Origin of the sequence: Staphylococcus sp. HMSC063F05, assembly GCF_001837075.1 — a bacterium.
Classification (GTDB): Bacteria; Bacillota; Bacilli; order Staphylococcales; family Staphylococcaceae; genus Staphylococcus; species Staphylococcus epidermidis.
Genome location: NZ_KV831332.1, coordinates 1 through 4,511, shown reverse-complemented (window position 1 = coordinate 4,511; position 4,511 = coordinate 1). Strand labels below are relative to the sequence as shown.

General features: G+C 30.0%; 3 protein-coding genes. All 3 read left to right on the top strand.

All coding sequences use genetic code 11. The annotated features are described in order from the left end of the window. Nucleotides 1-309: 309 nt before the first annotated feature. Entirely contained in the window at nucleotides 310-1,689 is a 1,380-nt protein-coding gene (gene tet(K) / locus HMPREF2576_RS04535; RefSeq protein WP_000492283.1) for a tetracycline efflux MFS transporter Tet(K), read from the top strand. A 185-nt stretch (nucleotides 1,690-1,874) separates the two neighbouring features. Further along, on the top strand, nucleotides 1,875-3,116 hold the full coding sequence (gene mobV, locus HMPREF2576_RS04530) for a MobV family relaxase (protein ID WP_000122374.1): 1,242 nt from the start codon (nucleotides 1,875-1,877) through the stop codon (nucleotides 3,114-3,116). 526 nt (nucleotides 3,117-3,642) lie between these two features. Beyond that, nucleotides 3,643-4,511: replication initiation factor domain-containing protein (locus HMPREF2576_RS04525; protein WP_070856356.1), on the top strand; the 869-nt coding region annotated here is incomplete at its 3' end.

The window sequence follows — 4,511 nt, the reverse complement described above, 5'->3', positions numbered from 1 at the left end:
GTTAGCTATATTTTTTTACTTTGCAACAGAACCAGAAATTTCGCCAGTCGATTTAACGGACTTAATGAAATCGACTTTAAAAGCGAACGAAAAACAATTGCAAAAACAAATCGATTTTTGGCAACATGAATTTAAATTTTGGAAATAGTGTACATATTAATATTACTGAACAAAAATGATATATTTAAACTATTCTAATTTAGGAGGATTTTTTTATGAAGTGTCTATTTAAAAATTTGGGGAATTTATATGAGGTGAAAGAATAATTTACCCCTATAAACTTTAGTCACCTCAAGTAAAGAGGTAAAATTGTTTAGTTTATATAAAAAATTTAAAGGTTTGTTTTATAGCGTTTTATTTTGGCTTTGTATTCTTTCATTTTTTAGTGTATTAAATGAAATGGTTTTAAATGTTTCTTTACCTGATATTGCAAATCATTTTAATACTACTCCTGGAATTACAAACTGGGTAAACACTGCATATATGTTAACTTTTTCGATAGGAACAGCAGTATATGGAAAATTATCTGATTATATAAATATAAAAAAATTGTTAATTATTGGTATTAGTTTGAGCTGTCTTGGTTCATTGATTGCTTTTATTGGTCACAATCACTTTTTTATTTTGATTTTTGGTAGGTTAGTACAAGGAGTAGGATCTGCTGCATTCCCTTCACTGATTATGGTGGTTGTAGCTAGAAATATTACAAGAAAAAAACAAGGCAAAGCCTTTGGTTTTATAGGATCAATTGTAGCTTTAGGTGAAGGGTTAGGTCCTTCAATAGGGGGAATAATAGCACATTATATTCATTGGTCTTACCTACTTATACTTCCTATGATTACAATAGTAACTATACCTTTTCTTATTAAAGTAATGGTACCTGGTAAATCAACAAAAAATACATTAGATATCGTAGGTATTGTTTTAATGTCTATAAGTATTATATGTTTTATGTTATTTACGACAAATTATAATTGGACTTTTTTAATACTCTTCACAATCTTTTTTGTGATTTTTATTAAACATATTTCAAGAGTTTCTAACCCTTTTATTAATCCTAAACTAGGGAAAAACATTCCGTTTATGCTTGGTTTGTTTTCTGGTGGGCTAATATTTTCTATAGTAGCTGGTTTTATATCAATGGTGCCTTATATGATGAAAACTATTTATCATGTAAATGTAGCGACAATAGGTAATAGTGTTATTTTTCCTGGAACCATGAGTGTTATTGTTTTTGGTTATTTTGGTGGTTTTTTAGTGGATAGAAAAGGATCATTATTTGTTTTTATTTTAGGATCATTGTCTATCTCTATAAGTTTTTTAACTATTGCATTTTTTGTTGAGTTTAGTATGTGGTTGACTACTTTTATGTTTATATTTGTTATGGGCGGATTATCTTTTACTAAAACAGTTATATCAAAAATAGTATCAAGTAGTCTTTCTGAAGAAGAAGTTGCTTCTGGAATGAGTTTGCTAAATTTCACAAGTTTTTTATCAGAGGGAACAGGTATAGCAATTGTAGGAGGTTTATTGTCACTACAATTGATTAATCGTAAACTAGTTCTGGAATTTATAAATTATTCTTCTGGAGTGTATAGTAATATTCTTGTAGCCATGGCTATCCTTATTATTTTATGTTGTCTTTTGACGATTATTGTATTTAAACGTTCTGAAAAGCAGTTTGAATAGTTATATTATATTTTGGTTTAGAACTATGAGTGGCTAGCATTTTGCCACTCATTTTTTGCGTTAGCAAAAACAGGTTTAAGCCTCGCAGAGCACACGTATTAACGACTTATTAAAAATAAGTCTAGTGTGTTAGACTTAAACTATTAAATACACATGAAACCTTTGTGCTTAGGAGTGATTTTTATATGTCTTATTCCATTGTTAGAGTTTCAAAAGTTAAATCTGGAACAAATACAACGGGCATACAAAAACATGTTCAAAGAGAAAATAATAATTATGAAAATGAAGATATAGACCATAGTAAAACTTACTTAAATTATGATTTGGTAAATGCTAATAAACAGAATTTTAATAACTTGATTGATGAAAAAATCGAACAGAATTATACAGGCAAAAGAAAAATTAGAACAGACGCGATTAAACACATTGATGGTTTAATTACATCAGACAATGATTTCTTTGATAATCAAACGCCAGAAGATACAAAGCAGTTTTTTGAATATGCTAAAGAGTTTTTAGAACAAGAATACGGTAAAGATAATTTATTATATGCAACAGTTCACATGGACGAAAAAACACCACATATGCATTATGGCGTTGTTCCAATAACTGATGATGGTCGTTTAAGTGCTAAAGAAGTTGTAGGTAATAAAAAAGCTTTAACAGCGTTTCAAGATAGATTTAATGAGCATGTTAAACAACGAGGATATGATTTAGAACGTGGGCAATCAAGACAAGTAACAAATGCTAAACATGAGCAAATAAGTCAGTATAAACAAAAAACAGAATATCATAAGCAAGAATATGAACGTGAGAGCCAAAAAACAGACCATATAAAGCAAAAGAACGATAAATTAATGCAAGAGTACCAAAAATCGTTAAATACGCTTAAAAAGCCTATAAATGTTCCGTATGAGCAAGAAACTGAAAAAGTAGGTGGTTTATTTAGCAAAGAAATACAAGAAACTGGAAATGTTGTAATAAGCCAAAAAGATTTCAATGAATTTCAGAAACAGATAAAAGCTGCTCAAGATATTTCGGAAGATTACGAGTATATAAAGTCTGGTAGAGCCTTAGATGATAAAGATAAGGAAATACGAGAGAAAGATGATTTATTAAATAAAGCAGTTGAGCGTATTGAAAACGCAGACGATAATTTTAACCAACTTTACGAAAATGCAAAGCCACTTAAAGAGAATATAGAAATAGCGTTAAAGCTTTTAAAAATCTTACTAAAAGAGTTAGAACGAGTTTTAGGAAGAAATACCTTTGCGGAAAGAGTTAATAAGTTAACAGAAGATGAACCAAAACTAAATGGTTTAGCAGGAAACTTAGATAAAAAAATGAATCCAGAATTATATTCAGAACAGGAACAGCAACAAGAACAACAAAAGAATCAAAAACGAGATAGAGGTATGCACTTATAGAACATGCATTTATGCCGAGAAAACTTATTGGTTGGAATGGGCTATGTGTTAGCTAACTTGTTAGCGAGTTGGTTGGACTTGAATTGGGATTAATCCCAAGAAAGTACCAACTCAACAACACATAAAGCCCTGTAGGTTCCGACCAATAAGGAAATTGGAATAAAGCAATAAAAGGAGTTGAAGAAATGAAATTCAGAGAAGCCTTTGAGAATTTTATAACAAGTAAGTATGTACTTGGTGTTTTAGTAGTTTTAACTGTTTACCAGATAATACAAATGCTTAAATAAAAAAAGACTTGATCTGATTAGACCAAGTCTTTTGATAGTGTTATATTAATAACAAAATAAAAAGGAGTCGCTCACGCCCTGACCAAAGTTTGTGAACGACATCATTCAAAGAAAAAAACACTGAGTTGTTTTTATAATCTTGTATATTTAGATATTAAACGATATTTAAATATACATCAAGATATATATTTGGGTGAGCGATTCCTTAAACGAAATTGAGATTAAGGAGTCGATTTTTTATGTATAAAAACAATCATGCAAATCATTCAAATCATTTGGAAAATCACGATTTAGACAATTTTTCTAAAACCGGCTACTCTAATAGCCGGTTGGACGCACATACTGTGTGCATATCTGATCCAAAATTAAGTTTTGATGCAATGACGATCGTTGGAAATCTCAACCGAGACAACGCTCAAGCCCTTTCTAAATTTATGAGTGTAGAGCCCCAAATAAGACTTTGGGATATTCTTCAAACAAAGTTTAAAGCTAAAGCACTTCAAGAAAAAGTTTATATTGAATATGACAAAGTGAAAGCAGATAGTTGGGATAGACGTAATATGCGTATTGAATTTAATCCAAACAAACTTACACGAGATGAAATGATTTGGTTAAAACAAAATATAATAAGCTACATGGAAGATGACGGTTTTACAAGATTAGATTTAGCCTTTGATTTTGAAGATGATTTGAGTGACTACTATGCAATGTCTGATAAAGCAGTTAAGAAAACTATTTTTTATGGTCGTAATGGTAAGCCAGAAACAAAATATTTTGGCGTGAGAGATAGTAATAGATTTATTAGAATTTATAATAAAAAGCAAGAACGTAAAGATAATGCAGATGCTGAAGTTATGTCTGAACATTTATGGCGTGTAGAAATCGAACTTAAAAGAGATATGGTGGATTACTGGAATGATTGCTTTAGTGATTTACATATCTTGCAACCAGATTGGAAAACTATCCAACGCACTGCGGATAGAGCAATAGTTTTTATGTTATTGAGTGATGAAGAAGAATGGGGAAAGCTTCACAGAAATTCTAGAACAAAATATAAGAATTTGATAAAAGAAATTTGGTTCTGTTGCAAAGTTGAATTTATAGTATA